This is a genomic window from Pseudomonas sp. LFS074 (genome assembly GCF_047978165.1).
Lineage (GTDB): Bacteria > Pseudomonadota > Gammaproteobacteria > Pseudomonadales > Pseudomonadaceae > Aquipseudomonas > Aquipseudomonas putida_P.
Map to the genome: position 1 here is coordinate 673,026 of NZ_JBFPFV010000001.1, position 26,250 is coordinate 699,275.

Here is a 26,250-nt window from a genome sequence, read left to right on the forward strand (position 1 = left end):
TGCATGAGCATTGTTCAGCACCTGATCCATGGCGAGCTGGTTTCCAAGGGAGAACGCACCGCTGATGTCTTCAACCCGTCCACCGGCCAGGCTGTTCGCAAGGTCGAGCTGGCCAGCCGCGCGACCGTGCAGGAAGCGATCGACTCCGCCAAGGCGGCCTTCCCGGCCTGGCGCAACACCCCGCCGGCCAAGCGCGCCCAGGTGATGTTCCGCTTCAAGCAATTGCTGGAGCAGAACGAAGCCAAGATTTCGCAGATGATCAGCGAAGAGCATGGCAAGACCCTGGAAGACGCAGCTGGCGAGCTGAAGCGCGGCATCGAGAACGTCGAGTTCGCCTGTGCAGCGCCAGAGGTTTTGAAGGGCGAGTACAGCCGCAACGTCGGCCCGAATATCGATGCCTGGTCCGACTTCCAGCCGCTGGGTGTGGTTGCTGGCATTACCCCGTTCAACTTCCCGGCCATGGTGCCTCTGTGGATGTACCCGCTGGCCATTGCTTGCGGTAACGCGTTCATCCTCAAACCTTCCGAGCGTGACCCAAGCTCGACCTTGTACATTGCCCAACTGCTGCTGGAAGCCGGCCTGCCGAAGGGCATCCTCAACGTGGTGCACGGTGACAAGGAAGCGGTGGATGCGCTAATCGAAGCGCCAGAAGTAAAAGCGCTGAGCTTCGTTGGTTCAACCCCGATCGCCGAGTACATCTATGCCGAAGGCACCAAGCGTGGCAAGCGCGTGCAAGCCTTGGGTGGCGCGAAGAACCACGCCGTGCTGATGCCGGATGCCGACCTGGACAATGCTGTAAGCGCACTGATGGGCGCGGCCTACGGTTCGTGTGGCGAGCGTTGCATGGCTATTTCGGTTGCGGTGTGCGTGGGCGACCAGGTAGCCGATGCCCTGATTGCCAAGCTGGAACCGCAGATCAAGGCGCTGAAGATTGGTGCCGGCACCTCGTGCGGCCTGGACATGGGCCCGCTGGTGACTGCTGCTGCCCGTGACAAGGTAGTGGGTTACATCGATGACGGGGTTGCTGCTGGTGCCAAGCTGGTGGTGGATGGCCGTGGCTTGCGTGTGGCCGGTAATGAAGATGGCTACTTCGTGGGGGGTACTTTGTTCGACAAGGTGACCCCGCAGATGCGCATCTATAAAGAAGAGATCTTCGGCCCGGTGCTGTGCGTGGTGCGTGTGAACAGCCTGGAGCAGGCCATGCAACTGATCAATGATCACGAGTATGGCAACGGTACCTGCATCTTCACCCGTGACGGTGAAGCGGCGCGCCTGTTCTGCGACGAGATCGAAGTGGGCATGGTGGGTGTGAACGTGCCGCTGCCGGTGCCGGTGGCTTATCACAGCTTTGGTGGCTGGAAGCGTTCGCTGTTCGGTGACCTGCATGCCTATGGCCCTGACGGGGTGCGCTTCTATACGCGTCGCAAGGCGATTACCCAGCGTTGGCCGCAGCGTGCCAGCCATGAAGCGTCGCAGTTTGCATTCCCTAGCCTTTAAGGCCGGTGACTAAAGCGGGGAGGCCGGTAGGCCTCCCCGCTTTGTTTTTCAGCGATATGAAGGTTTATTGAAATTAAAGGTTGACGGGGTTTCGAATCCCCTTATAATGCGCCCCACTTCCAGCGACATCGGAACGACAAACTCCTTGAGATTCAATGAGTTAAGTAGTTAAGGTGGTGCTGGAGGGGCTACGATCAAATGATCGCAAGCGGTTGAAATGGTGGTTGACAGCGCTTCTTGGTGCTGTATGATTCGCCTCCCGCTACGAGAGATCGCAGCGAGCCAAGTGTTTGAAGCTAAACGAGTTTCTCGCAAAAAACTTCAAAATAAACGCTTGACAGGCTCTGAGGAAAGCGTAGAATGCGCGCCTCGGTTGGGACGAAAAGCTCTTAACCAAACGCTCTTTAACAAATTGAATCAAGCAATTCGTGTGGGTGCTTGTGAGTACGGACTGATAGTCAAAAAGATTATCAGCATCACAAGTGGCCATGCGAGAAATCACATAGTCATTTGAGATTGCTGAGCCAAGTTTAGGGTTTCTTAAAAACCCAAGCAGTATTGAACTGAAGAGTTTGATCATGGCTCAGATTGAACGCTGGCGGCAGGCCTAACACATGCAAGTCGAGCGGATGACGGGAGCTTGCTCCTTGATTCAGCGGCGGACGGGTGAGTAATGCCTAGGAATCTGCCTGGTAGTGGGGGACAACGTTTCGAAAGGAACGCTAATACCGCATACGTCCTACGGGAGAAAGCAGGGGACCTTCGGGCCTTGCGCTATCAGATGAGCCTAGGTCGGATTAGCTAGTTGGTGGGGTAATGGCTCACCAAGGCGACGATCCGTAACTGGTCTGAGAGGATGATCAGTCACACTGGAACTGAGACACGGTCCAGACTCCTACGGGAGGCAGCAGTGGGGAATATTGGACAATGGGCGAAAGCCTGATCCAGCCATGCCGCGTGTGTGAAGAAGGTCTTCGGATTGTAAAGCACTTTAAGTTGGGAGGAAGGGCAGTAAGCTAATACCTTGCTGTTTTGACGTTACCGACAGAATAAGCACCGGCTAACTCTGTGCCAGCAGCCGCGGTAATACAGAGGGTGCAAGCGTTAATCGGAATTACTGGGCGTAAAGCGCGCGTAGGTGGTTTGTTAAGTTGGATGTGAAAGCCCCGGGCTCAACCTGGGAACTGCATCCAAAACTGGCAAGCTAGAGTACGGTAGAGGGTGGTGGAATTTCCTGTGTAGCGGTGAAATGCGTAGATATAGGAAGGAACACCAGTGGCGAAGGCGACCACCTGGACTGATACTGACACTGAGGTGCGAAAGCGTGGGGAGCAAACAGGATTAGATACCCTGGTAGTCCACGCCGTAAACGATGTCAACTAGCCGTTGGAATCCTTGAGATTTTAGTGGCGCAGCTAACGCATTAAGTTGACCGCCTGGGGAGTACGGCCGCAAGGTTAAAACTCAAATGAATTGACGGGGGCCCGCACAAGCGGTGGAGCATGTGGTTTAATTCGAAGCAACGCGAAGAACCTTACCAGGCCTTGACATGCAGAGAACTTTCCAGAGATGGATTGGTGCCTTCGGGAACTCTGACACAGGTGCTGCATGGCTGTCGTCAGCTCGTGTCGTGAGATGTTGGGTTAAGTCCCGTAACGAGCGCAACCCTTGTCCTTAGTTACCAGCACGTTATGGTGGGCACTCTAAGGAGACTGCCGGTGACAAACCGGAGGAAGGTGGGGATGACGTCAAGTCATCATGGCCCTTACGGCCTGGGCTACACACGTGCTACAATGGTCGGTACAGAGGGTTGCCAAGCCGCGAGGTGGAGCTAATCTCACAAAACCGATCGTAGTCCGGATCGCAGTCTGCAACTCGACTGCGTGAAGTCGGAATCGCTAGTAATCGCGAATCAGAATGTCGCGGTGAATACGTTCCCGGGCCTTGTACACACCGCCCGTCACACCATGGGAGTGGGTTGCACCAGAAGTAGCTAGTCTAACCTTCGGGAGGACGGTTACCACGGTGTGATTCATGACTGGGGTGAAGTCGTAACAAGGTAGCCGTAGGGGAACCTGCGGCTGGATCACCTCCTTAATCGACGACATCAGCCTACTGATGAGCTCCCACACGAATTGCTTGATTCACTTGTATAAAGACGATGCTGTAACGCGACCCTGTTATAGGTCTGTAGCTCAGTTGGTTAGAGCGCACCCCTGATAAGGGTGAGGTCGGCAGTTCAAATCTGCCCAGACCTACCATCACATGGTTCAGGCGTAAAATACGGGGCCATAGCTCAGCTGGGAGAGCGCCTGCCTTGCACGCAGGAGGTCAGCGGTTCGATCCCGCTTGGCTCCACCACTTTCGCAGTACGCAGTCACTTGTCAGAACTTAGAAATGAACATTCGTTGATGAATGTTGATTTCTGACTTTTGTCAGATCGTTCTTTAAAAATTCGGATATGTGATAGAAATAGACTGATGGCCAGTTTCACTGCTGGTTAATCAGGCTAAGGTAAAATTTGTGAGTTCTGCTCGAAAGAGCGACGTGCGAATTTTCGGCGAATGTCGTCTTCACAGTATAACCAGATTGCTTGGGGTTATATGGTCAAGTGAAGAAGCGCATACGGTGGATGCCTTGGCAGTCAGAGGCGATGAAAGACGTGGTAGCCTGCGATAAGCTTTGGGGAGTCGGCAAACAGACTGTGATCCAGAGATCTCTGAATGGGGGAACCCAGCCAGCATAAGCTGGTTATCTTGTACTGAATACATAGGTGCAAGAGGCGAACCAGGGGAACTGAAACATCTAAGTACCCTGAGGAAAAGAAATCAACCGAGATTCCCTTAGTAGTGGCGAGCGAACGGGGACCAGCCCTTAAGTTGGTTTGAGATTAGTGGAACGCTCTGGAAAGTGCGGCCATAGTGGGTGATAGCCCCGTACACGAAAATCTCTTATCAATGAAATCGAGTAGGACGGAGCACGAGAAACTTTGTCTGAATATGGGGGGACCATCCTCCAAGGCTAAATACTACTGACTGACCGATAGTGAACCAGTACCGTGAGGGAAAGGCGAAAAGAACCCCGGAGAGGGGAGTGAAATAGAACCTGAAACCGTATGCGTACAAGCAGTGGGAGCCTACTTTGTTAGGTGACTGCGTACCTTTTGTATAATGGGTCAGCGACTTATATTCAGTGGCGAGCTTAACCGAATAGGGGAGGCGTAGCGAAAGCGAGTCTTAATAGGGCGTTTAGTCGCTGGGTATAGACCCGAAACCGGGCGATCTATCCATGGGCAGGTTGAAGGTTAGGTAACACTGACTGGAGGACCGAACCGACTACCGTTGAAAAGTTAGCGGATGACCTGTGGATCGGAGTGAAAGGCTAATCAAGCTCGGAGATAGCTGGTTCTCCTCGAAAGCTATTTAGGTAGCGCCTCATGTATCACTGTAGGGGGTAGAGCACTGTTTCGGCTAGGGGGTCATCCCGACTTACCAAACCGATGCAAACTCCGAATACCTACAAGTGCCGAGCATGGGAGACACACGGCGGGTGCTAACGTCCGTCGTGAAAAGGGAAACAACCCAGACCGTCAGCTAAGGTCCCAAAGTCATGGTTAAGTGGGAAACGATGTGGGAAGGCTTAGACAGCTAGGAGGTTGGCTTAGAAGCAGCCACCCTTTAAAGAAAGCGTAATAGCTCACTAGTCGAGTCGGCCTGCGCGGAAGATGTAACGGGGCTCAAACCATGCACCGAAGCTACGGGTATCACCTTTTGGTGATGCGGTAGAGGAGCGTTCTGTAAGCCTGTGAAGGTGAGTTGAGAAGCTTGCTGGAGGTATCAGAAGTGCGAATGCTGACATGAGTAACGACAATGCGAGTGAAAAACTCGCACGCCGAAAGACCAAGGTTTCCTGCGCAACGTTAATCGACGCAGGGTTAGTCGGTCCCTAAGGCGAGGCTGAAAAGCGTAGTCGATGGAAAACAGGTTAATATTCCTGTACTTCCAGTTATTGCGATGGAGGGACGGAGAAGGTTAGGCCAGCCTGGCGTTGGTTGTCCAGGTTTAAGGTGGTAGGCTGGAATCTTAGGCAAATCCGGGATTTCAAGGCCGAGAGCTGATGACGAGTTGCCTTTAGGCGACGAAGTGGTTGATACCATGCTTCCAAGAAAAGCTCCTAAGCTTCAGATAACTGGGAACCGTACCCCAAACCGACACAGGTGGTTAGGTAGAGAATACCAAGGCGCTTGAGAGAACTCGGGTGAAGGAACTAGGCAAAATGGCACCGTAACTTCGGGAGAAGGTGCGCCGGCGAGGGTTAAGGACTTGCTCCGTAAGCCCATGCCGGTCGAAGATACCAGGCCGCTGCGACTGTTTATTAAAAACACAGCACTCTGCAAACACGAAAGTGGACGTATAGGGTGTGACGCCTGCCCGGTGCCGGAAGGTTAATTGATGGGGTTAGCGCAAGCGAAGCTCTTGATCGAAGCCCCGGTAAACGGCGGCCGTAACTATAACGGTCCTAAGGTAGCGAAATTCCTTGTCGGGTAAGTTCCGACCTGCACGAATGGCGTAACGATGGCGGCGCTGTCTCCACCCGAGACTCAGTGAAATTGAAATCGCTGTGAAGATGCAGTGTATCCGCGGCTAGACGGAAAGACCCCGTGAACCTTTACTATAGCTTTGCACTGGACTTTGAATTTGCTTGTGTAGGATAGGTGGGAGGCTTTGAAGTGGGGACGCCAGTTCTCATGGAGCCATCCTTGAAATACCACCCTGGCAACTTTGAGGTTCTAACTCAGGTCCGTTATCCGGATCGAGGACAGTGTATGGTGGGTAGTTTGACTGGGGCGGTCTCCTCCCAAAGAGTAACGGAGGAGTACGAAGGTGCGCTCAGACCGGTCGGAAATCGGTCGTAGAGTATAAAGGCAAAAGCGCGCTTGACTGCGAGACACACACGTCGAGCAGGTACGAAAGTAGGTCTTAGTGATCCGGTGGTTCTGTATGGAAGGGCCATCGCTCAACGGATAAAAGGTACTCCGGGGATAACAGGCTGATACCGCCCAAGAGTTCATATCGACGGCGGTGTTTGGCACCTCGATGTCGGCTCATCACATCCTGGGGCTGAAGCCGGTCCCAAGGGTATGGCTGTTCGCCATTTAAAGTGGTACGCGAGCTGGGTTTAGAACGTCGTGAGACAGTTCGGTCCCTATCTGCCGTGGACGTTTGAGATTTGAGAGGGGCTGCTCCTAGTACGAGAGGACCGGAGTGGACGAACCTCTGGTGTTCCGGTTGTCACGCCAGTGGCATTGCCGGGTAGCTATGTTCGGAAGAGATAACCGCTGAAAGCATCTAAGCGGGAAACTTGCCTCAAGATGAGATCTCACTGGGATCTTGAATCCCCTAAAGGGCCGTCGAAGACTACGACGTTGATAGGTTGGGTGTGTAAGCGCTGTGAGGCGTTGAGCTAACCAATACTAATTGCCCGTGAGGCTTGACCATATAACACCCAAGCAATTTGTGCGTCAGCCAAATTGCGGTGGTGAAGATGATACGAACCGAAAGTTCGCAACGAACCACACAATCACATATCCGAATTCGCTGGGCTGTCCATCTGGACATTCTGGCTACAGAATTTCTTGACGACCATAGAGCATTGGAACCACCTGATCCCATCCCGAACTCAGCAGTGAAACGATGCATCGCCGATGGTAGTGTGGGGTTTCCCCATGTGAGAGTAGGTCATCGTCAAGATTCATTTCGCAAAACCCCTATCTGCACATGCAGGTAGGGGTTTTGTCTTTGTAGCCTGAAAAGCCACGTCTCATAGGGATTACCCCACCCCCCTCTAGGCCAAGGTCAGCTCCCACAATTCGAGCCAGAACACTAGAATAGCTCCACGCACCTATTCAGAAGCGCTATATGCCCAACTCTGTCGAACCTGAAACCTTGGCCCAATTGCCGTTGGACGAGCTTGTCGCCTGCCACGAATGCGACCTGCTGCTGCGCAAGCCCGTGCTCCAGCACGGTGAGAAAGCCCAATGCCCACGTTGCGGTTACGAGCTTTATGCTCATCGGCACAACGTGGTCAACCGTAGCCTGGCGTTGGTACTGACCGCGCTGTTGCTGTTCGTGCCTGCCAATTTTCTACCGATCATGCAGTTGCACCTGCTTGGCCAGACCTCGGACGATACTGTCTGGAGCGGCGTATTGGGCCTGTACAATTCGCAGATGCGTGGTGTAGCGGTAGTCGTGTTCCTGTGCAGCATGGCCATCCCCTTGGCAAAACTGCTCTGCCAACTGGCGGTACTGCTGAGTATCCGCTTGAACGTGGGGCGTAACTTCGGCCTGTTGTTCTACCGCATCTATCACCACCTGCGTGACTGGGGCATGCTCGAGGTCTATTTCATGGGGGTGTTGGTGGCTATCGTCAAGCTGGTGGACCTGGCCGAGTTGACCGTGGGCCTGGGGCTGTTCTGTTTCATCAGCCTGTTGTTGATCCAGGTATGGCTTGAGGTGGTGATGTCACCGCACCAGATTTGGAGTGCACTTTCGGGGGAGGACCTGCATGCGGGCGATTGATGCAGGCATTCTTGTCTGCAATGAATGTCATGAACTGAACAAGCAAGTGCAAGACAGCACGTCGCAGACCTGTACACGCTGCGGCGCCATTGTCCATGCTCGCCGCCCAAACAGTATCGTGCGTACCTGGGCGCTGCTGATTGCCGCGTCGATCTTGTACATCCCGGCCAACCTGCTGCCGATCATGACTGTGAGTACACTCGGTCAGGGCAGCCCCGACACGATCATGTCCGGCGTCATTACCCTGCTCAAGCACGGCATGGTGCCCATTGCTGCGGTGGTGTTCATTGCCAGTATCCTGGTGCCCACGTTCAAGCTGGTGGGCATTGGCCTGCTGCTGTACTCCGTTCAGCGTCACCAGCCGCTTTCGGCGCGGCAACGGATATTGATGTACCGCTTCATCGAATTCATTGGGCGCTGGTCCATGCTCGATATCTTCGTCATCGCCATCCTGGTGGCCGTGGTGAATTTCGGCCGAATAGCCAGTGTCGAAGCCAATCTGGGCGCTGTCGCCTTCGCAACTGTGGTGATCCTGACAATGCTTGCCGCTTTAACTTTCGATCCCCGACTGATTTGGGATAACACGGAGTCGGATGACGACCATGAGTGACCTGCCAACGGCTAAAACCCGCCCAGCCTCTAACTGGTCGGCCATCTGGATTCTGCCTTTGATCGCCTTGATGATCGGTGGCTGGCTCGCGTGGCAGGCCTACAGCTCGGCGGGGGTAGAAATTGAAGTCCGCTTCGAGTCGGGTGAAGGTATCGTCGCCAACAAGACCGAAGTCATCTACAAGGGCATGCCGGTAGGCAAGGTGAAGAACCTGGTGCTCGATGCCGAGGGCGACAACCAGGGAGTGATCGCCACCATCGAGATGAACAAGGCTGCGGAGCCTCACCTGACCAAGGGCACACGCTTCTGGCTGGTTAAGCCCAGTGTCAGCCTGGCGGGTATTACCGGCCTTGAGACACTGGTGTCGGGTAACTACATCGCCGTCAGTCCAGGGGAGGGGGAGCGTACCAAGCGCTTTACCGCGTTGAAGGTGGCCCCGCCGCTCTCGGATACGGAGCCTGGCCTGCATCTGACCCTCAAGGCCGACAGGCTGGGTTCGCTCAACCGTGACAGCCCGGTGTTCTACAAGCAGATTCAGGTGGGTCGAGTGAAAAGCTACCGACTGTCCGAGGACCAGAGCACCGTCGAGGTCAAAGTCTTCATCGAGCCCGCCTACGCCAGCCTGGTGCGTAAACACACGCGTTTCTGGAATGCCAGCGGCGTCAGCATCGATGCTTCGCTGTCAGGTGTGAAGGTGCGCAGCGAGTCGCTGTCGAGCATCGTGGCCGGTGGTATCGCCTTCGCCACGCCGGAATACCGCAAGGACAGCCCGCCCACCGACCCGAGCCTGCCATTCCGCCTGTATGAGGACTTTGATGCAGCCCAGGCCGGTATTCGGGTCAAAGTGAAACTGAGCGATTATGAAGGCCTGCAGGCGGGTCGCACGCCGGTTATGTACAAGGGTATTCAGGTGGGCTCGCTGAAGGCCCTGAAGATGGAAGACAACCTGTCCAGCGCGTCGGCCGAGTTGACACTGGACCCGCTGACCGAAGACTACCTGGTGGACGGGACTCAGTTCTGGGTAGTCAAACCGTCGATTTCCCTGGCGGGTATCACTGGCCTGGAAGCGCTGGTCAAAGGTAACTACATCGCCATTCGCCCCGGTGAGAAGGGCGCACGGCCAGAGCGTGAGTTCGAAGCCCGTGCCAAGGCGCCGCCACTCGATCTCAAGGCACCGGGCCTGCACATGGTGTTGTTCGCCGACACCTTGGGTTCGCTGGAAGTCGGCAGCCCGGTTATGTACCGCCAGGTGAAGGTGGGTAGCGTCCAAAGCTACCAGTTCGCTCGCAACAGCAACCGCATCCTGATCGGTGTACATATCGAGAAGGAGTACGAAAAGCTGGTCAATGGTTCGTCGCGCTTCTGGAACGTCAGTGGTATCACCCTGACCGGCGGCCTTTCTGGCATCAAGATCAAGAGTGAATCACTGCAAACATTGATGGCCGGTGGTATCGCCTTCGACACGCCGCGGCCCGATGTGGCGCTGAAACGGCACATTCCGCGCTTCCGCCTGCATGACAGCCAAGAAGCGGTAAACCGTGCCGGCACGTTGATCACCATCCGTGTCGACCGTGCAGATGGCCTGAAGCCGGGTACGGCGATCCGCTTCCGTGGCCTGGATGTGGGCAGTATCGAAAGCGTCGACCTCACCGATGACTTGCAGGCCGTGCTGCTGCGGGCGCGCATTACCGAAGCGGCGGACCGTATCGCCCGCGCCGGTACGCAGTTCTGGGTGGTCAAGCCAGCATTAGGCCTGGTGCGCACCGAGAACCTCGACACCCTGATTGGCGGCCAGTACCTGGAAGTGCAGCCGGCAGCCAAGGACCGTGGTCCGCAGCGTGATTTCATTGCCTTGGCCGATGCTCCACAGGTGGCGGGGCCAGAGGTCGGTCTGCCGTTGACACTCAGTGCGCCACGCCGTGGCTCGATCAAACCGGGTGTGCCGGTGACCTACCGTGAGGTTGCGGTGGGCAAGGTGACAGGCTTCGAGCTGGGCCAGAGCGCTGACCGTGTGCTGATCCATATCCTCATCGAGCCGCGCTATGCCGCCTTGGTACGCAGCGGTAGCCGTTTCTGGAACAGCAGTGGCTTCGGTTTCGATTGGGGGCTGTTCAAGGGCGCCACGGTGCGCACCGAGTCGGTGCAGACCCTGATCGATGGCGGTATCGCTTTTGCAACGCCAGATGGCGAGCAGATGGGCAACCCAGCACGACCGCAGCAGACATTCGCCTTGTTCGACAAGGCGGAGGATGAATGGATGCAGTGGGCGCCGAAGATCCAAATCGCCAGGTAAGAGTGTCTGCAGGGGCGGGTTTGCCCGCTCCTGCAGGTGTCAATTGATGATGAATTGTGTCAATTGACCATAAATATTGGGACCGAAGGATTCCAATAAATTGCAGGCAACAAAAAACCGACCCTAGGGTCGGTTTTTCGACTAGCGCGTCGCTTAGGCAGCTGCAGCTTCTTTCAGCGCCTTGATGTGGCCATTCAGACGGCCTTTGTGACGAGCAGCCTTGTTCTTGTGGATGATACCTTTGTCGGCCATACGGTCGATTACAGGTACAGCCAGAACGTAAGCGGCTTGCGCTTTTTCGGCGTCTTTTGCGTCAATGGCTTTAACTACATTCTTGATGTAGGTGCGGACCATGGAACGCAGGCTGGCGTTGTGGCTGCGACGCTTCTCAGCCTGTTTTGCACGTTTCTTGGCGGAAGGTGTGTTGGCCACCGTCGAGCTCCTCGAAAGACTTTAGGTAAATAGCAAACAAAATAGGCCGCGAATCATGCCGATCAGTAGATCGATTGTCAAGGCCACCTGCAAGGTTCCGCCGAGCGGTGCGCCAACAAGCGGGAAAGATTCCTTTCTGCTGCGCGACCTGTACACTCGGGAATTTTTGGCTCCCCTGCGAAGGCGCGGGAGTATCGCACATTCGGACGCTGTCTGGCAGCGTCCTCTGTCATTGGCGTGAATCTTTTCGATGAACCTGCTCAAATCCCTGGCTGCAGTAAGCTCGATCACCATGATTTCGCGGGTGCTGGGCTTCGTCCGCGACACCATCCTGGCGCGCATCTTCGGTGCCGGTGTCGCCACCGACGCCTTCTTCATCGCGTTCAAGTTGCCCAACCTGTTGCGGCGGATCTTCGCTGAAGGTGCATTCTCCCAGGCCTTCGTGCCGATCCTGGCCGAATACAAGACCCAGCAGGGCGAGGAGGCGACACGCACCTTCATTGCCTACGTCAGCGGCCTGCTGACCCTGGTCCTGGCCCTGGTGACCGCCATCGGTATCCTGGCGGCGCCCTGGGTGGTGTGGGCGACGGCCCCGGGTTTTGTTGACAGCGCCGAAAAATACGAGCTGACCACCGCCCTGTTGCGAGTGACCTTTCCTTATATATTGCTGATCTCGCTGTCTTCCCTGGCCGGTGCGATCCTCAATACCTGGAACCGTTTCTCGGTACCGGCCTTCACCCCGACCTTGCTGAACGTGGCGATGATCGCCTTCGCCGTGCTGCTGACACCGTACTTCGACCCGCCGATCATGGCCTTGGCCTGGGGCGTGCTGGCCGGTGGCCTGGCGCAGTTGCTGTACCAGCTGCCGGCACTGAAGAAGATCGGCATGCTCGTGCTGCCGCGCCTGAACTTAAAGGACGCCGGTGTGTGGCGGGTACTGAAGCAGATGCTGCCGGCGATTCTCGGGGTGTCGGTGAGCCAGATCTCGTTGATCATCAACACCATCTTCGCTTCCTTCCTGGTGGCCGGCTCGGTGTCGTGGATGTACTACGCCGACCGCCTCATGGAGTTGCCTTCGGGTGTGCTGGGCGTGGCATTGGGCACGATCCTGCTGCCGACCCTGGCCAAGACCTACGCCAACAAGGACCGCGAGGAGTACTCGCGGATTCTCGACTGGGGCCTGCGCCTGTGCTTCCTGCTGGTGCTGCCCTGCACCCTGGCGCTGGCCATTCTTGCCGAGCCACTGACCGTTGCGTTGTTTCAATACGGCAAATTCAGTGCGTTCGATGCGGCCATGACCCAGCGGGCGCTGATGGCCTATTCCGTGGGCTTGCTGGCGATCATTCTGGTCAAGGTACTGGCACCCGGCTTCTATGCGCAGCAGAATATCCGCACGCCGGTGAAAATCGCGATCTTCACGCTGGTTTGCACTCAGCTGTTCAACCTTGCCCTGGTCGGGCCGCTCGCACATGCCGGCCTGGCATTGGCGATCAGCCTCGGTGCCTGCCTGAATGCCGGCTTGCTGTTCTGGAAGCTGCGCAGTCAGCAGTTGTTCGAACCTCAGCCAGGCTGGGCAATGTTCCTGCTCAAGCTTGTTTTGGCAGTGGCACTCATGTCGGCGGTACTGTTGGCGGGCATGCACTATATGCCGGCCTGGGAGCAGGGCATCATGCTCGAGCGCTTCCTGCGCCTGGGGGCGTTGATCCTGGCGGGCGTCGTGACGTATTTCGGCTGCCTGTACCTGTGCGGCTTCCGGCCTCGGCATTTCGCCCGCAAGGCCTTGCACTAAGGCTTGGGGCGGGTCAAACGTCGGTTTTTCGCATTCCACGCCGCCCTTGGGCGCTGCTGCCTGTCACCAGCGCCCGGGTGTGGTTATAATCGGCCACTTTATGAGCAAGAAGCGCGTTATGCAGCTGGTTCGAGGTCTTCACAACCTGCGCCCCGAGCACCGGGGCTGTGTCGCCACCATTGGCAACTTCGACGGGGTTCACCGCGGCCACCAGGCAATCCTGGCGCGTCTGCGCGAGCGCGGCCAGGCCTTGGGCCTGCCGACCTGCGTGGTGATCTTCGAACCGCAACCACGCGAGTACTTCGCCCCTGAAACCGCGCCGGCGCGCCTGGCCCGCCTGCGCGACAAGGTCGAGCTGCTGGCCGCCGAGGGCATTGACCGGGTTTTGTGCCTGGCGTTCAATCAGCGCCTGAGCAAGCTCAGCGCCGATGCCTTCGTCAAGGCCATCCTGGTCGACGGCTTGGGTGTGCGTCATCTCGAAGTGGGCGATGACTTCCGCTTTGGCTGCGACCGTGCTGGCGATTTCGCCTTCCTGATCGAGGCCGGCAAGCAGTACGGCTTTACCGTCGAGGCCGCCAACACGGTAATCCAGGACGGCCTGCGGGTCAGCAGCACCGAAGTGCGCAAGGCCCTGTCCGAGGGCAACTTCGAACTGGCCGAGCACCTGCTGGGTCGCCCGTACAGCATCACTGGCCGCGTACTGCATGGCCAGAAGCTGGCCCGCCAGCTCGGCACACCTACCGCCAATATCCAGCTCAAGCGCCGCCGCGTGCCGCTGTCCGGGGTCTACCTGGCCAGCATCGAAATCGACGGCAAGGCCTGGCCGGGTGTCGGCAATATTGGCGTGCGTCCCACCGTTGCCGGTGATGGGCGCCCGCACCTGGAAATTCATCTACTGGATTATGCCGGTGACCTGTATGGCCGGCGCCTGACGGTGGAGTTCCACCACAAGCTGCGTGAAGAGCAGCGATTCGCCTCCCTGGAGGCGCTGAAGTCGGCGATCGATGCGGATATCGCCGCCGCACGTGCACATTGGCACGCTCAACCGCTAACGAAGAGCCTGAAATGACCGACTACAAAGCCACGCTTAACCTTCCGGACACCGCCTTCCCCATGAAGGCCGGCCTGCCTCAGCGCGAACCGCAGATCCTGCAGCGCTGGGACAGCATTGGCCTGTACCAGAAGCTGCGCGAAATTGGCAAGGATCGTCCCAAGTTCGTCCTGCACGACGGCCCGCCCTATGCCAACGGCAAGATTCACATCGGTCATGCGCTGAACAAGATCCTCAAGGACATGATCGTCCGCTCCAAGACCCTGGCCGGCTTCGATGCGCCGTATGTACCGGGCTGGGACTGCCATGGCCTGCCGATCGAGCACAAGGTCGAGGTTACCCACGGCAAGCACCTGTCCGCCGACCGCACCCGCGAGCTGTGCCGCGAATACGCCGCCGAGCAGATCGAAGGGCAGAAGACCGAGTTCATTCGCCTGGGCGTGCTGGGTGACTGGGACAACCCGTACAAGACCATGAACTTCGCCAACGAGGCCGGTGAAATCCGCGCCCTGGCCGAGATGGTCAAGCAAGGCTTCGTGTTCAAGGGCCTCAAGCCTGTGAACTGGTGCTTCGATTGCGGTTCGGCCCTGGCTGAAGCGGAAGTCGAGTACGCCGACAAGAAATCCCAGACCATCGACGTGGCCTTCCCGGTTGCCGATGAAACCAAGCTGGCCGCTGCTTTCGGCCTGGCGTCGCTGGCCAAACCGGCCGCCATCGTGATCTGGACCACCACCCCGTGGACCATCCCGGCCAACCAGGCGCTGAACATCCACCCGGAGTTCAAGTACGCCCTGGTCGACACCGGCGAGCGCCTGCTGGTACTGGCTGAGGAGCTGGTCGAATCGTGCCTCAAGCGCTACAACCTGGAAGGCTCGATCATTGCCACCGCCCAAGGTTCGGCGCTGGAGCTGATCAACTTCCGTCACCCGTTCTATGATCGCCTGTCGCCAATCTACCTGGCCGACTACGTCGAGCTGGGCGCGGGTACCGGCGTGGTGCATTCGGCACCTGCATACGGTGAAGACGACTTCGTTACCTGCAAGCGCTACGGCATGGTCAACGACGACATCCTCACCCCGGTGCAGAGCAACGGTGTATATGTCGAGTCGCTGCCATTCTTCGGCGGCCAGTTCATCTGGAAGGCCAACCCGGCCATCGTCGAGAAGCTGAGCGAAGTCGGTGCGCTGATGCACACCGAAACCATCAGCCACAGCTACATGCACTGCTGGCGCCACAAGACCCCGCTGATCTACCGTGCTACTGCGCAGTGGTTCGTGGGCATGGACAAGCAGCCAACCACCGGCGAGCCGCTGCGTGAGCGCGCGCTGAAAGCCATCGAAGACACCAAGTTCGTGCCGGCCTGGGGCCAGGCGCGCTTGCATTCGATGATCGCCAACCGCCCGGACTGGTGCATTTCGCGTCAGCGCAACTGGGGCGTGCCAATCCCGTTCTTCCTGCACAAGCAGACCGGCGAACTGCACCCGCGCACTGTCGAGCTGATGGAGCAAGTGGCCAAACGCGTCGAGCAGGAGGGCATCGAGGCTTGGTTCAAGCTGGACGCCGCCGAGCTGCTGGGCGTTGAAGCCGACCAGTACGACAAGATCACCGACACCCTCGACGTGTGGTTCGACTCGGGTACCACCCATTGGCACGTGCTGCGTGGCTCGCACGACATCGGCCACACCACCGGCCCGGTCGCCGACCTGTACCTGGAAGGCTCTGACCAGCACCGTGGCTGGTTCCACTCGTCGTTGCTGACCGGTTGCGCCATCGACAACCACGCGCCATACCGCGAGCTGCTGACCCATGGCTTCACCGTGGACGAAAACGGCCGCAAGATGTCCAAATCGCTGGGCAACACCATCGAACCGGAGAAGGTCAACAACACCTTGGGTGCCGACATCCTGCGCCTGTGGGTTTCGGCCACCGACTACTCCGGTGAAATGGCGGTTTCCGAGCAGATCCTGCAGCGCAGCGCCGACGCCTATCGCCGTATTCGCAATACCGCGCGCTTCTTGCTGTCCAACCTGTCCGGCTTCGACCCGGCCCGCGACCTGCTGGCCCCGGAAGACATGCTGGCACTGGACCGCTGGGCCGTGGACCGCACCCTGCTGCTGCAGCGCGAGCTGGAAGAGCACTACAGCGAGTACCGTTTCTGGAACGTCTACTCCAAGGTGCACAACTTCTGCGTACAGGAACTGGGCGGCTTCTACCTCGACATCATCAAGGACCGCCAGTACACCACTGGTGCCAACAGTGTCGCCCGCCGCTCCTGCCAGACCGCGCTATACCACATCAGCGAGGCGCTGGTGCGCTGGATCGCGCCAATCCTGGCGTTCACCGCCGACGAAATCTGGCAGTACCTGCCGGGCGAGCGCAACGAGTCGGTAATGCTCAACGGCTGGTACCAGGGCCTGAGCGAGCTGCCGGAAGGCACCGAGCTGGACCGCGCCTACTGGGACCGCGTGATGGCGGTGAAGGCCTCGGTGAACAAAGAGCTGGAGAACCAGCGTACCGCCAAGGTGATCGGTGGCAACCTGCAGGCCGAAGTGACCCTGTACGCCGACGAAGGCCTGAGCGCCGACCTGGGCAAGCTGGGCGACGAACTGCGCTTCGTGCTGATCACCTCGGCCGCCAGCGTGGTGCCGTTCGCTCAGGCGCCGGCCGAAGCCGTGGCCACCGAAGTCGAAGGCCTCAAGCTGAAGGTGGTCAAGTCCGGCCACGCCAAGTGCGGCCGTTGCTGGCACTTCCGCGCCGACGTTGGCAGCCACCCGGAGCACCCGGAAATCTGCAGCCGTTGCGTCGACAACCTGAGCGGTTCGGGTGAGGTGCGCCACTATGCCTAACCCTGCAGCGGGGCGCTTCGGGCGCCTTGCATGGCTTTGGCTGAGCTTGCTGGTCCTGGTCCTCGACCAGGCCACCAAGCTGTACTTCAACAACGCCCTGACCATGTACCAGCAGATTGTGGTCATCCCTGACTACTTCAGCTGGACGTTGGCCTACAACACCGGTGCCGCGTTCAGCTTCCTCGCTGATGGCGCTGGCTGGCAGCGCTGGCTGTTCGCCCTGATCGCCGTGGTGGTCAGTGCCGTGCTGGTGGTATGGCTCAAGCGCCTGGGGCGCAACGAGACCTGGCTGGCCGTGGCACTGGCGCTGGTGCTGGGTGGCGCCATCGGTAACCTGTACGATCGCATCGTGCTGGGCCATGTGGTCGACTTCATCCTGGTGCACTGGCAGAACCGCCACTACTTCCCGGCCTTCAACGTGGCCGACAGCGCCATCACCGTTGGTGCGGTGATGCTGGCGCTGGATATGTTCAAGAGCAAGAAGTCCGAGGATCCGGTCCATGACTGACACCCGTATCGGCCAGAACACCGAAGTCACCTTGCACTTCGCGCTGCACCTGGAAAACGGCGACACCGTCGACAGCACGTTCGACAAAGCCCCGGCCACCTTCAAGGTTGGCGATGGCAACCTGCTGCCGGGCTTTGAAAGCGCCCTGTTCGGCTTCAAGGCCGGTGACAAGCGCACTGTGGTAGTGGCCCCGGAGAACGCTTTCGGCCAGCCTAACCCGCAGAACGTGCAGGTTATGCCGCGCTCCAACTTCGAAGGCATGGAGCTGTCCGAAGGCCTGCTGATCATCTTCAACGACGCCGCCAACACCGAGCTGCCAGGTGTGGTCAAAGCGTTCGATGACGACCAGGTGACCATCGACTTCAATCACCCACTGGCTGGCAAGACCCTGACCTTCGAGGTGGAGATCCTCGAGGTGAAGGCCCTGTAAGCCTGGAGCCGAGCATGCAAATCAAACTCGCCAACCCTCGCGGCTTTTGCGCGGGGGTCGACCGGGCGATCGAGATCGTCAACCGCGCGCTGGAAGTCTTCGGCCCGCCGATCTATGTGCGCCACGAAGTGGTGCACAACAAGTTCGTGGTGGAAGACCTGCGCAACCGTGGCGCCATCTTTGTCGAAGAGCTGGACCAGGTACCGGACGATGTCATCGTCATCTTCAGTGCCCACGGTGTTTCCCAGGCCGTGCGCCAGGAAGCAGCTGGCCGTGGCCTGAAAGTGTTCGATGCCACCTGCCCGCTGGTGACCAAGGTGCACATCGAAGTGGCCAAGTACAGCCGCGATGGCCGTGAGTGCATTCTCATCGGCCACGAAGGGCACCCGGAAGTCGAAGGCACCATGGGCCAGTACGACGCCAGCAACGGTGGCGCCATCTACCTTGTCGAGGACGAGGAAGATGTTGCCAACCTGCAGGTGCGCGACCCGGACCACCTGGCCTTCGTCACCCAGACCACGCTGTCGATGGACGACACCAGTCGCGTCATCGACGCCCTGCGTGCACGCTTTCCGAACATCGGTGGCCCGCGCAAGGACGACATCTGCTACGCCACCCAAAACCGCCAGGACGCCGTCAAGCAACTGGCAGGCGAGAGTGACGTGGTGCTGGTGGTCGGCAGCCCGAACAGCTCCAACTCCAACCGCCTGCGCGAGCTGGCCGAGCGCATGGGCACTCCGGCTTACCTGATTGATGGTGCCGAGGACCTGCAACGCGGCTGGTTCGACCAGGCCGCGCGTATCGGCATCACTGCCGGTGCTTCGGCCCCCGAAGTGCTGGTGCGTGGCGTGATCGAGCAACTCAAAGCTTGGGGCGCCACGGGCGCTGAAGAGCTGGATGGGCGGGAGGAGAACATCACCTTCTCGATGCCTAAAGAGCTGCGGGTTCGGTCGCTGATCTGATCAGGGCCTTGCGCACAGCGGATGATTCGGTTCGCCTGTGCGCAAGGCTACTCTGCCAGTGCTTGCCAGAACCACATGATAAGGGCTGTTGGTTTTTTCGCAGACTACAAGCCGGCCACTCAGCTGAGCGTTGTTTGGCTGCATCGGCACACCCTGTGCACTGAATTTCACCTGCCCCCCCGTATTCGCTGCGATGTACATGGGTCGAGAAAGCCGATGTTCACGCAGCACTTGCTGATTGTGCTCTAACACTGCACGCCAGCCATTCCCCCAATTACCGTCCAGCGCCACTACAACTACCGGTTGGCCCTGCAGCACGGCATGGCTGCGCGCACTGCGCAGTGCCTGGGCCAGATCTCGGGCCGCTGCCGCCCGGTGTAGGTCGTCACTCATCCTGGCGTAGGCCGGAATACCCAGCTGTGTCAGCAAGACAGCCACCGCCAAGGCCGACAACATTTGAATCAGTGTTACGCCGCGTTGCCTCACCGTGCATTCCTCCCTGGAAGTGCTTGGCTATAGCTTCACGTTCGCTGGCCAAGCGTTCTAGTCGGCCGGTTCCAAGGCTGTTGCAGGAAAAGTCACGGGAGGTGCAAGGATGCACGTAAGGCAACGGGGCATGACGCTCCTGGAAGTGCTGTTGGTTGTCGCGGTTGTGGCCGTGGGCATGTTCGCAACCGCAGCGATGCAGTTGCAGGCATTGCAGGCGACGGAAAGCGCACGCCGTGATGGGCGGGCGGCGATGGCGGCGCATAGCGAGCTTGAGCGGAGGCGGCGATGAGGCGCCGCCAGATTGGGTTCGGTTTGCTTGAAGTTGTGATGGCACTGGCCATCGGGTTGCTGCTGCTGGCGGCGGCCAGCCAGCTCTTTACCTCCGCACACCAGGCTTGGCGCCTGCAAAGCACGGCAGTGCGTATGCAGGATGAAGCACGTCAGGCATTACTGCGTATGGCGCAGGACATCCGCATGACGGGGATGTTTGGCTGTCTTCAGCTCGGTCCAGGCGACTTCAACGCCCCGGGCTCACAGTTGGCTTTCGCCCGACCATTGGAAGTTGATTCCACTACCCTCAGCCTGGTTGTAGCGGAGTTGCCCGGACAGGCTGGCAAGTCTGACTGGCTCTTGCACACAGACTGCATCGAGAAAGTGAGCGTGGATGTGGATCCCAAAGAGGGCTATCCACTGGCGTTTCCTATCAGCAGATACGTCTACCAGCTCCAGGGCAACCAACTGAAGTTCAAGCGAGGAAGAAGCTTTCAGCCGCTGGTCGAGAATGTACGAGAGGCGCGCTTCGAACGTGTGCAAACACCCGAAGGAGTGAGAGTGGATATCGCGCTCACGTTGTACGAGCCCACGCTCAAACTCGAACAGCGCCATGAGCTTAGCGTGGCGCTGCGCAACTCGGTGCCGGGGCCATGAAGCGTCAACGCGGTGTCGTGCTGCTGTTGGCGTTGGTACTGAGCCTGCTGCTCGGCTTGCTGGCGGCCTCAGCCCTGAGTGATGCCTTGGTGGAAACGCGAATGGCCGGTCACCTGCGCGATGGTCTGCTGGCGCTCGAAGAAGCGGAGGCCACCTTGCAAGCAGGGGAGGCCGAGATCAAGCGTGCACCTCCTGATCCGTGTTCCGCGTGCATGCCGCCAGCTCGACCGCACGACCTGGCCGGGCAGTGGCACAGCACGCAAGAGGGCTATTTCCACCTGCAGAATCTTGGCCCGAGTAAGCGCGCGCAGGCCACCCTGTTTCGGATAACCGCCGTGAGCAAACAAACCCAGTCACGACAGGTACTGGAAGCCGTCTACGCCGTGGCCGACGACAAGATGCAACGCATGGCCTGGCGACAAAGACTCAGAGGAGACTGACATGCAGCAAGGCTTGAGCCTGATCGAGTTGTTGATTGTGCTGGCCGTGACCGGCATTCTGGCAGCCATTGCCTACCCCAGTTACAGCGACCAGCTTCGGCGAGCCGCGCGCAGCGAAGTGGTTGGCCTGCTGCATGATGCCGCCCTGCGTCTGGAGCGCCACCGCGTGCGCACCGGCGAGTATGCCGAGGGCGACCCGGCCTTGCCCGACGGTACCCGCTACTACAGCCTGCAGGCCCAGCGCGGCAGCGACACCTTCACGCTGCACGCCCGGCGGCTGCCGAATGGGCTGATGGCACAGGATGGCTGTGGCGATTTCCAGCTCGACCAGGCTGGCGCGCGCAGCAACCCCGGTGCCGTTGGTGGCAGCGAGCACTGCTGGGGAAGCTGAAGGTTGAATGATGCCCGGTGCATCGCGGTTTTACTTCAGGTGTTGGATCGACAGATGAACAAGCAAGTAGTGGTGGTCGGCGGCGGGGTGATTGGCCTGCTGACGGCGTTCAACCTGGCGGCAAAGGTCGGCCAGGTGGTGGTGTGTGATCAGGGCGAGGTTGGCCGCGAGTCGTCCTGGGCTGGCGGTGGCATTGTTTCGCCGTTGTACCCATGGCGCTACAGCCCGGCGGTGACCGCCCTGGCGCACTGGTCGCAAGACTTTTATCCACAGCTGGGCGAGCGCTTGTTCGCCAGCACCGGCGTCGACCCCGAAGTGCACACCACTGGGCTGTACTGGCTCGATCTGGACGACGAGGCCGAAGCGTTGGCCTGGGCCGAGCGCGAGCAGCGACCGCTTAGCGCCGTGGATATCTCGGCGGCCTATGACGCGGTGCCGGTGCTGGGCCCGGGCTTCAAGCGCGCCATCTACATGGCTGGGGTGGCCAATGTGCGCAACCCACGGTTGGTCAAATCGCTGAAGGCGGCGCTGCTGGCGCTGCCTAACGTGACCTTGCGCGAACACTGCCAGATCACCGGTTTCGTGCAGCAGGACGGGCGCGTGACCGGGGTGCAGACCGCCGACGGCGTGCTGGTGGCGGATGAAGTGGTGCTCAGCGCTGGCGCCTGGAGTGGTGACCTGCTGCGTACCCTTGGCCTCGAACTGCCGGTAGAGCCGGTGAAGGGCCAGATGATCCTGTTCAAGTGCGCCGACGACTTCTTGCCGAGTATGGTGCTGGCCAAGGGGCGCTATGCGATCCCACGGCGTGATGGGCACATTCTGGTGGGCAGTACGCTGGAGCATGCCGGTTATGACAAGACCCCGACCGGGGATGCGCTGGACAGCCTGAAGTCATCGGCGGTGGAGTTGCTGCCTGAGCTTGAGGGGGCCACGGTGGTGGCGCACTGGGCTGGGCTGCGGCCGGGCTCGCCGGAAGGTATTCCGTATATCGGGCCGGTGCCGGGGCATGCGGGGTTGTGGCTGAACTGCGGGCATTACCGTAATGGGCTGGTGCTGGCACCGGCTTCGTGCCAATTGTTTACCGACTTGCTGACCGGGGCCGAGCCGATTATCGACCCGGCGCCTTATGCGCCAGAAGGTCGTTTGGGCTGAGGGCTTCTTCGCGGGTAAACCCGCTCCCACAGGTGCAGCACAGGTTTGAAAACCGTGTGATCCCTGTGGGAGCGGGTTTACCCGCGAAAGGGCCAGCGAGCCTGTTAGAGCGCTCAACCGGTAATAGGAGCCTGCAAGTGCCGGCTTGGGTAATGCTGTTCATACACCTTGCACACCCGCAGCACCTGCTCATCGGCGAAGCGCCCGGCCACCACCTGCAGGCCCACCGGCAACCCTTCGCGGGTAAACCCGCAAGGCACCGATGCCGCCGGCTGTTGCGTCAGGTTGAAGGGGTAGCTGAACGGCGTCCACTCCATCCACTGCGCCATCCCCGACCCAGGCGGCACGTTGTGCCCAGCCTCGAATGCCACCAGCGGCAGCATGGGGGATAGCAGCACGTCATAGCGCTGGTGGAAGGCATTCATCTTCGCTATCAACGCTGCCCGCGCCTCAAGCGCCTGGGTGTATTCGCGCAGGTTGATCTGCGCCCCTTGCTCGGCAATCCAGCGCAGCCCAGGGTCCAGCAGCGCCCGTTGCTCTTCGCTGAGCGCGCCGGCCAGGCGGGCCGCGCCGGCGAACCACAAGGTGTTGAAGGTTTCCAGCGGGTCGCTGAAGCCAGGGTCCACTTCCTCTACCTGCGCACCCAGCCGCGCCAGGCGTTGCACCGCTTGTGCCACCAGCGCCTGGACCTGCGGGTCGACCTGCACGTAACCGAAATTCGCGCTGTAGGCGATGCGCAGGCCGCTCAGGTCTTGCTGCTGGCCCAGCCACGGTGTCTGCCGTGGTGCACCGGCCAGGCCATCACGGGCATCGGGGCGAGCGACACAATCGAGCATCAGCACCGCGTCGTCCACGGTGCGCGTCATTGGCCCCAAGTGCGACAGCACGGTCATGGCGCTGGCTGGCCACTGCGGCACATAGCCGAAGGTTGGCTTGATGCCGAAGGTGCCGGTAAAGGCGCAGGGAATACGAATCGAGCCACCGGCATCGCTGCCCTGGTGCAGCACACCCAGGTTCAGCGCCGCGGCTGCCGCGGCACCACCCGACGAGCCGCCGGCAGTCAGCCTGGTATCCCAGGGGTTGCGGGTGATGCCGTACAGCGGATTGTCTGTTACCCCTTTCCAGCCGAACTCCGGCGTGGTGGTCTTGCCCACCAGCACCGCCCCGGCCTCACGCATGAACGCGGAGAAGGGCGCATCGATGTCCCATGGCCCGGCGCTCGAGGTGGTGCGCGAGCCTTTGCGGGTGGGCATGCCACGGGTCAGGGTCAGGTCCTTGATCGAAGCGGGTACGCCATCCAGCCGGCCACAGGGTTCGCCACGTTGCCAGCGCTGTTCGCTGGCGCGGGCGGCGGCGCGGGCCCCTTCGCCGTCGACATGGCAGTAGGCGTTGACTGCCGGGTTGTGCAGGTCGATGCGCGCCAGCACATCGTCGACTACCTCGACTGGGGACAGTTGGCGGCGCTGGTACAGCTCGAGCAGTTCGACGGCAGTGAACTCGCCAATCGCGGTTTTCTGGGTCATCTCAACGGGCTCCCGGGTTGGCGGCCTGGAACATGGCGCGCAACAGTACGTCACAGCCGTCGGCCAGGTCCTGCGGTGCGGCATTTTCGATTTCGTTGTGGCTGATGCCGCCCTCGCACGGCACGAAGATCATCCCGGCCGGGCCCAGCTCGGCGAGGAAGATGGCATCGTGGCCGGCGCCGCTGACGATATCCATGTGGCTCAAGCCCAGCTCGCGCGCGCCCTGGCGCACGGCGTCCACGCACTGCTCGGCGAAATACAGCGGCGGGAAGTCGGCGGTCGGGGTCAGCGTGTAGCTCAGCCCGTGCTTGGCCGTGCTGCTTTCGATGGCGGCCTGTACTTCGCTGACCATGGCGGCGAGGTGCTTGGGGTCGAGGTGGCGCAGGTCGATGGTCATCTGCACCTGGCCTGGGATGACGTTGCGCGAGCCTGGGTGCAGGGTCAGGCAGCCCACTGTGCCGCAGGCATGTGGCTGGTGGGCGTGGGCCGTGCGGTTGACCGCAGCCACCACGTCGGCGGCGCCGACCAGGGCGTCCTTGCGCAGGTGCATGGGGGTGGGCCCGGCATGTGCCTCGACGCCGGTCAGCACCAGGTCGAACCACTTTTGTCCCAGACAGCCCTGAACCACGCCAATGGTGGTGCGCTGGTCTTCCAGCACCGGGCCCTGTTCGATATGCGCTTCGAAGTAGGCGCCGACGGCATGCCCGGTCGGCACGCGTGGGCCGGCGTAACCGATGCGCTGCAGCTCCGCGCCAACCGACACGCCCTGCTCGTCGACCTTGTCCAGGGTCTCCTGCAGGCCGAACTTCCCGGCGAACACGCCCGAGCCCATCATGCAGGGCGGGAAGCGCGAGCCTTCTTCGTTGGTCCACACCACCACTTCCAGTGGGGCTTCGGTGGTCAGCTTCAAGTCGTTGAGCGTGCGCATCACCTCAAGGCCTGCCATGACGCCGTAGCAGCCATCGAACTTGCCGCCGGTGGGTTGGGTATCGATATGGCTACCGGTCATGACCGGCGGCAGGGAAGGATTGCGGCCGGGGCGACGGGCAAAGATGTTGCCGATGGCGTCGACGCTGACCGTGCAGCCGGCCTCTTCGCACCAGCGTACGAACAGGTCGCGGGCCTGGCGGTCGAGGTCGGTCAGGGCCAGGCGGCACACGCCACCCTTGGCAGTGGCGCCGAGCTGGGCAAGGTCCATCAGCGATTGCCAAAGGCGCTCGCGGCTGACCAGTGAACCTTGGCCAAGCAAGTGCTGCGAAGGATCGGTGCGGGTGTTCCTGCAGATTGAGTAACCGTGAATGTTTGTACAAATGTTTCAAAGATGTTACTATGAGTGTCCCGGCCAGCATCACTTTATATTTTGTGACGTCTGGCCGGACGTTTTCCCTAGTGTTGGCTGTTTTAGCGACCTGGCCGTACAGGTCAGGTTTTTTTTTACCGCTAAACAACTGAAGCCATTGTAACCTCTGAATGATTCATTGTAAGTTACTCTTAAGTATCATCTTGCCTGTACTATAGTGCAGGTTAAGTCCACGTTAAGTAAAAGAAGCAGCATGGAGCCTGAATGTTTTCTTTTTTCCTTGAAAATCAAACAATAACGGATACGCTTCAGACTTACATACAGAGAAAGTTATCTCCGCTGGGTAGTCCGGATTACGCTTACACTGTTGTGAGCAAAAAAAATCCTTCAAATGTTCTGATTATTTCCAGTTATCCTGACGAATGGATTAGGTTATACCGCGCTAACAACTTTCAGCTGACCGATCCGGTTATTCTCACGGCCTTTAAACGCACCTCGCCGTTTGCCTGGGATGAGAATATTACGCTGATGTCCGACCTGCGGTTCACCAAAATTTTCTCTTTATCCAAGCAATACAACATCGTTAACGGCTTTACCTATGTCCTGCATGACCACATGAACAACCTTGCTCTGTTGTCCGTGATCATTAAAGGCAACGATCAGACTGCGCTGGAGCAACGCCTTGCTGCCGAACAGGGCACGATGCAGATGCTGCTGATTGATTTTAACGAGCAGATGTACCGCCTGGCCGGTACCGAAGGCGAGCGAGCCCCGGCGTTAAATCAGAGCGCGGACAAAACGATATTTTCCTCGCGTGAAAATGAGGTGTTGTACTGGGCGAGTATGGGCAAAACCTATGCTGAGATTGCCGCTATTACGGGCATTTCTGTGAGTACCGTGAAGTTTCACATCAAGAATGTGGTCGTGAAACTGGGCGTCAGTAACGCCCGACAGGCTATCAGACTGGGTGTAGAACTGGATCTTATCAGACCGGCAGCGTCAGCGGCCAGGTAGTGAATGGGCGTTCTCCTT

General features: G+C 59.3%; 20 protein-coding genes, 2 tRNA genes and 3 rRNA genes. 21 read left to right on the forward strand and 4 right to left on the reverse strand.

What is annotated here, in order from left to right; genetic code table 11:
• The first annotated feature begins 3 nt into the window (after positions 1-3).
• The 9 genes from ACNQP3_RS03110 to ACNQP3_RS03150 all read left to right on the forward strand — a co-directional run bounded on the left by ACNQP3_RS03110 (position 4) and on the right by ACNQP3_RS03150 (position 10,978).
• Positions 4-1,497: a CoA-acylating methylmalonate-semialdehyde dehydrogenase gene (locus ACNQP3_RS03110; protein WP_012270363.1), complete on the forward strand. Its 1,494-nt coding sequence runs from the start codon at positions 4-6 to the stop codon at positions 1,495-1,497.
• A 560-nt stretch (positions 1,498-2,057) separates the two neighbouring features.
• A 16S ribosomal RNA gene (locus ACNQP3_RS03115) occupies positions 2,058-3,594 on the forward strand.
• 87 nt (positions 3,595-3,681) lie between these two features.
• Positions 3,682-3,758 (forward strand) — tRNA-Ile (locus ACNQP3_RS03120).
• Positions 3,759-3,782: 24 nt separating this feature from the next.
• Positions 3,783-3,858 (forward strand) — tRNA-Ala (locus tag ACNQP3_RS03125).
• Positions 3,859-4,102: 244 nt separating this feature from the next.
• Positions 4,103-6,995: ribosomal RNA gene (locus tag ACNQP3_RS03130) — 23S ribosomal RNA — on the forward strand.
• Positions 6,996-7,131: 136 nt separating this feature from the next.
• Positions 7,132-7,247, forward strand: a 5S ribosomal RNA gene (rrf, locus tag ACNQP3_RS03135).
• Together the 16S, 23S and 5S rRNA genes with 2 tRNA genes alongside form the textbook arrangement of a ribosomal RNA operon.
• A gap of 168 nt (positions 7,248-7,415) precedes the next feature.
• Positions 7,416-8,075: a paraquat-inducible protein A gene (locus ACNQP3_RS03140; protein ID WP_012270364.1), complete on the forward strand. Its 660-nt coding sequence runs from the start codon at positions 7,416-7,418 to the stop codon at positions 8,073-8,075.
• Entirely contained in the window at positions 8,062-8,685 is a 624-nt protein-coding gene (locus ACNQP3_RS03145) for a paraquat-inducible protein A (protein ID WP_012270365.1), read from the forward strand. Before ACNQP3_RS03140 ends, ACNQP3_RS03145 begins: the two co-directional genes overlap by 14 nt.
• The gene (locus ACNQP3_RS03150) at positions 8,678-10,978 is read left to right on the forward strand and encodes a PqiB family protein (RefSeq protein ID WP_264316780.1); all 2,301 of its coding nucleotides are present in this window, start codon (positions 8,678-8,680) and stop codon (positions 10,976-10,978) included. Before ACNQP3_RS03145 ends, ACNQP3_RS03150 begins: the two co-directional genes overlap by 8 nt.
• Positions 10,979-11,131: 153 nt before the next feature.
• Here the strand turns inward: ACNQP3_RS03150 and rpsT are convergent, their stop codons facing one another.
• Positions 11,132-11,410, reverse strand: a complete 279-nt coding sequence (gene rpsT / locus ACNQP3_RS03155; RefSeq protein WP_003247625.1) for a 30S ribosomal protein S20 — start codon at positions 11,408-11,410, stop codon at positions 11,132-11,134.
• A 250-nt stretch (positions 11,411-11,660) separates the two neighbouring features.
• Here rpsT and murJ point away from each other — a divergent pair, with 250 nt between their 5' ends.
• From murJ to ispH, 6 genes are all read left to right on the forward strand, one after another.
• Positions 11,661-13,199 (forward strand): murein biosynthesis integral membrane protein MurJ, encoded by a 1,539-nt coding sequence (murJ, locus tag ACNQP3_RS03160; RefSeq protein WP_012270367.1) that lies wholly within the window; start codon positions 11,661-11,663, stop codon positions 13,197-13,199.
• Between the two features lie 118 nt (positions 13,200-13,317).
• Positions 13,318-14,268 carry a bifunctional riboflavin kinase/FAD synthetase gene (ribF, locus tag ACNQP3_RS03165; protein WP_041166363.1) on the forward strand — a complete coding sequence of 317 codons (951 nt, stop codon included), beginning with the start codon at positions 13,318-13,320 and terminating at the stop codon, positions 14,266-14,268.
• Positions 14,265-17,096: an isoleucine--tRNA ligase gene (gene ileS / locus ACNQP3_RS03170; RefSeq protein ID WP_012270369.1), complete on the forward strand. Its 2,832-nt coding sequence runs from the start codon at positions 14,265-14,267 to the stop codon at positions 17,094-17,096. Before ribF ends, ileS begins: the two co-directional genes overlap by 4 nt.
• Positions 17,089-17,604 (forward strand): signal peptidase II, encoded by a 516-nt coding sequence (gene lspA, locus ACNQP3_RS03175; protein ID WP_012270370.1) that lies wholly within the window; start codon positions 17,089-17,091, stop codon positions 17,602-17,604. Before ileS ends, lspA begins: the two co-directional genes overlap by 8 nt.
• Entirely contained in the window at positions 17,597-18,034 is a 438-nt protein-coding gene (fkpB, locus tag ACNQP3_RS03180) for an FKBP-type peptidyl-prolyl cis-trans isomerase (protein WP_012270371.1), read from the forward strand. The genes lspA and fkpB overlap by 8 nt, the downstream gene beginning before the upstream one ends.
• Positions 18,035-18,048: 14 nt before the next feature.
• The gene (gene ispH, locus ACNQP3_RS03185) at positions 18,049-18,996 is read left to right on the forward strand and encodes a 4-hydroxy-3-methylbut-2-enyl diphosphate reductase (RefSeq protein WP_010951872.1); all 948 of its coding nucleotides are present in this window, start codon (positions 18,049-18,051) and stop codon (positions 18,994-18,996) included.
• On the opposite strand, the gene ACNQP3_RS03190 is transcribed toward ispH, so the two are convergent.
• Positions 18,997-19,482 (reverse strand): GspH/FimT family pseudopilin, encoded by a 486-nt coding sequence (locus ACNQP3_RS03190; RefSeq protein WP_012270372.1) that lies wholly within the window; start codon positions 19,480-19,482, stop codon positions 18,997-18,999.
• A 109-nt stretch (positions 19,483-19,591) separates the two neighbouring features.
• Between ACNQP3_RS03190 and ACNQP3_RS03195 the strand changes: the two genes are divergently transcribed.
• From ACNQP3_RS03195 to thiO, 5 genes are read left to right on the forward strand one after another with little or no spacing between them, the layout of a single operon-like run.
• On the forward strand, positions 19,592-19,774 hold the full coding sequence (locus ACNQP3_RS03195) for a prepilin-type N-terminal cleavage/methylation domain-containing protein (protein WP_264316781.1): 183 nt from the start codon (positions 19,592-19,594) through the stop codon (positions 19,772-19,774).
• A complete protein-coding gene (locus ACNQP3_RS03200; RefSeq protein WP_012270374.1) occupies positions 19,771-20,412 on the forward strand; it encodes a PilW family protein in 642 nt (213 codons plus the stop codon). Before ACNQP3_RS03195 ends, ACNQP3_RS03200 begins: the two co-directional genes overlap by 4 nt.
• Complete coding sequence (locus tag ACNQP3_RS03205) at positions 20,409-20,852, forward strand: hypothetical protein (RefSeq protein ID WP_012270375.1); 444 nt, start codon at positions 20,409-20,411, stop codon at positions 20,850-20,852. Before ACNQP3_RS03200 ends, ACNQP3_RS03205 begins: the two co-directional genes overlap by 4 nt.
• A gap of 1 nt (position 20,853) precedes the next feature.
• Complete coding sequence (locus ACNQP3_RS03210) at positions 20,854-21,243, forward strand: type IV pilin protein (RefSeq protein ID WP_012270376.1); 390 nt, start codon at positions 20,854-20,856, stop codon at positions 21,241-21,243.
• Between the two features lie 54 nt (positions 21,244-21,297).
• Complete coding sequence (gene thiO, locus ACNQP3_RS03215) at positions 21,298-22,395, forward strand: glycine oxidase ThiO (protein WP_069943434.1); 1,098 nt, start codon at positions 21,298-21,300, stop codon at positions 22,393-22,395.
• Positions 22,396-22,508: 113 nt separating this feature from the next.
• Here thiO and ACNQP3_RS03220 read toward each other — a convergent pair whose 3' ends face one another.
• Positions 22,509-23,918 (reverse strand): amidase, encoded by a 1,410-nt coding sequence (locus tag ACNQP3_RS03220; RefSeq protein WP_264316782.1) that lies wholly within the window; start codon positions 23,916-23,918, stop codon positions 22,509-22,511.
• A gap of 1 nt (position 23,919) precedes the next feature.
• Positions 23,920-25,218 (reverse strand): Zn-dependent hydrolase, encoded by a 1,299-nt coding sequence (locus tag ACNQP3_RS03225; RefSeq protein ID WP_416470116.1) that lies wholly within the window; start codon positions 25,216-25,218, stop codon positions 23,920-23,922.
• Positions 25,219-25,482: 264 nt separating this feature from the next.
• Here ACNQP3_RS03225 and ACNQP3_RS03230 point away from each other — a divergent pair, with 264 nt between their 5' ends.
• Positions 25,483-26,232 (forward strand): helix-turn-helix transcriptional regulator, encoded by a 750-nt coding sequence (locus tag ACNQP3_RS03230; RefSeq protein WP_006119203.1) that lies wholly within the window; start codon positions 25,483-25,485, stop codon positions 26,230-26,232.
• Positions 26,233-26,250: the final 18 nt, after the last annotated feature.

Excerpts from the sequence above, each read along its gene's own strand:
- ACNQP3_RS03110 (WP_012270363.1), top strand. The coding sequence starts at position 4 with ATGAGCATTGTTCAGCACCTGATCCATGGCGAGCTGGTTTCCAAGGGA.
- ACNQP3_RS03140 (WP_012270364.1), top strand. The coding sequence starts at position 7,416 with ATGCCCAACTCTGTCGAACCTGAAACCTTGGCCCAATTGCCGTTGGAC.
- ACNQP3_RS03145 (WP_012270365.1), top strand. The coding sequence starts at position 8,062 with ATGCGGGCGATTGATGCAGGCATTCTTGTCTGCAATGAATGTCATGAA.
- ACNQP3_RS03150 (WP_264316780.1), top strand. The coding sequence starts at position 8,678 with ATGAGTGACCTGCCAACGGCTAAAACCCGCCCAGCCTCTAACTGGTCG.
- murJ (WP_012270367.1), top strand. The coding sequence starts at position 11,661 with ATGAACCTGCTCAAATCCCTGGCTGCAGTAAGCTCGATCACCATGATT.
- ribF (WP_041166363.1), top strand. The coding sequence starts at position 13,318 with ATGCAGCTGGTTCGAGGTCTTCACAACCTGCGCCCCGAGCACCGGGGC.
- ileS (WP_012270369.1), top strand. The coding sequence starts at position 14,265 with ATGACCGACTACAAAGCCACGCTTAACCTTCCGGACACCGCCTTCCCC.
- lspA (WP_012270370.1), top strand. The coding sequence starts at position 17,089 with ATGCCTAACCCTGCAGCGGGGCGCTTCGGGCGCCTTGCATGGCTTTGG.
- fkpB (WP_012270371.1), top strand. The coding sequence starts at position 17,597 with ATGACTGACACCCGTATCGGCCAGAACACCGAAGTCACCTTGCACTTC.
- ispH (WP_010951872.1), top strand. The coding sequence starts at position 18,049 with ATGCAAATCAAACTCGCCAACCCTCGCGGCTTTTGCGCGGGGGTCGAC.
- ACNQP3_RS03195 (WP_264316781.1), top strand. The coding sequence starts at position 19,592 with ATGCACGTAAGGCAACGGGGCATGACGCTCCTGGAAGTGCTGTTGGTT.
- ACNQP3_RS03200 (WP_012270374.1), top strand. The coding sequence starts at position 19,771 with ATGAGGCGCCGCCAGATTGGGTTCGGTTTGCTTGAAGTTGTGATGGCA.
- ACNQP3_RS03205 (WP_012270375.1), top strand. The coding sequence starts at position 20,409 with ATGAAGCGTCAACGCGGTGTCGTGCTGCTGTTGGCGTTGGTACTGAGC.
- ACNQP3_RS03210 (WP_012270376.1), top strand. The coding sequence starts at position 20,854 with ATGCAGCAAGGCTTGAGCCTGATCGAGTTGTTGATTGTGCTGGCCGTG.
- thiO (WP_069943434.1), top strand. The coding sequence starts at position 21,298 with ATGAACAAGCAAGTAGTGGTGGTCGGCGGCGGGGTGATTGGCCTGCTG.
- ACNQP3_RS03220 (WP_264316782.1), bottom strand. The coding sequence starts at position 23,918 with ATGACCCAGAAAACCGCGATTGGCGAGTTCACTGCCGTCGAACTGCTC.
- ACNQP3_RS03230 (WP_006119203.1), top strand. The coding sequence starts at position 25,483 with ATGTTTTCTTTTTTCCTTGAAAATCAAACAATAACGGATACGCTTCAG.